The organism is Neoroseomonas rubea (assembly GCF_016106015.1).
Classification (GTDB): domain Bacteria; phylum Pseudomonadota; class Alphaproteobacteria; order Acetobacterales; family Acetobacteraceae; genus Neoroseomonas; species Neoroseomonas rubea.
Genome location: NZ_JACADQ010000632.1, coordinates 1 through 1086 on the forward strand (window position 1 = coordinate 1; position 1086 = coordinate 1086).

1 protein-coding gene is annotated in these 1086 nt (G+C 76.6%); it reads left to right on the forward strand.

The genetic code is table 11. The annotated features are described in order from the left end of the window. Positions 1–1086, forward strand: a 1086-nt coding sequence (locus HW577_RS25460; protein ID WP_198378871.1) for an HAD-IC family P-type ATPase, incomplete at both ends; no start/stop codon positions are given.

Below are 1086 nucleotides of genomic sequence, written 5' to 3' on the forward strand. Positions count from 1 at the left end.
CGGAACTGCTTGCGCTGCAGGAAGGCACCATCCAGCGGCTGCTGCCCGATGGCCGCACCGAAGCGGTGCCGGCCGAACGCGCCGCCGCCGGCGACCGCCTGCTGGTCGCGGCGGGCGAGCGGCTGCGCCTCGATGGCGTGGCGGAAGGCGAGACGCTGCTCGACGCCGCCGCCACGACGGGCGAGAGCCTGCCGCGCCGCTTCGCCGCGGGCGAGGCGCTGCCGGCCGGCGCGATCAACATGGGCGCGGCCTTCACCATGGTGGTGAGTGCGGCGGCAAGGGATGGCTCGCTCGCCGCCATGGCGCGGCTGCTGGAACGCGCCGAACAGGCGCGCGGCCGCTTCGTCGCCATCGCCGACCGGGCGTCCCGCTGGTACGTGCCGGTGGCACACATCGTCGCGGCGGCGACCTTCGCGCTGTGGTGGGGCATCCTCGACGCGCCCTGGCAGGTGGCGCTGGTGAACGCCGTCTGCGTGCTGCTCATCACCTGCCCCTGCGCGCTCGCGCTCGCCGTGCCGGCGGTGCAGGTGGTCGCAGTCGGGGCGCTGTTCCGCCGCGGGGTGCTCGTCACCTCGGCGACCGCGCTCGAGAGGCTGGCGAGCGCGGACCATGCGGTGCTCGACAAGACCGGCACGCTGACCGAAGGGCGCCCGGTGCTGATCGACCAGGGGCAGGACCCTGCGGTGATGCTGCGCGCGGCCTCGCTCGCCCGTGCCTCGCGCCATCCGCTCGCCCAGGCGCTGCTGCGCGCGGCACCCGAGGCACCGGCGGCCGATGGCGTGCAGGAAATCCCCGGCCAGGGGCTGGCGCGCGGCACGGCACGGCTCGGCTCGCCCGCCTTCTGCGGCGTGCTTGGGACCTCCGACGGCATGACCCTGGCCTTCCGCGAGGGCGACGGCGCGCCGGTCCTGTTCCGCTTCGCCGACCGGCTGCGGGGCGATGCGACCGCGTCGGTCGCGGCGATGCGCGACCTCGGGCTCGGCGTGGAACTGCTCTCCGGCGACGGGCCCGGCGCGGTCGCCGTGGTGGCGCGGGACGCCGGCATCGGCACCGCGCGCGTCGGCGCGGACCCGGCGGCCAAGCAGG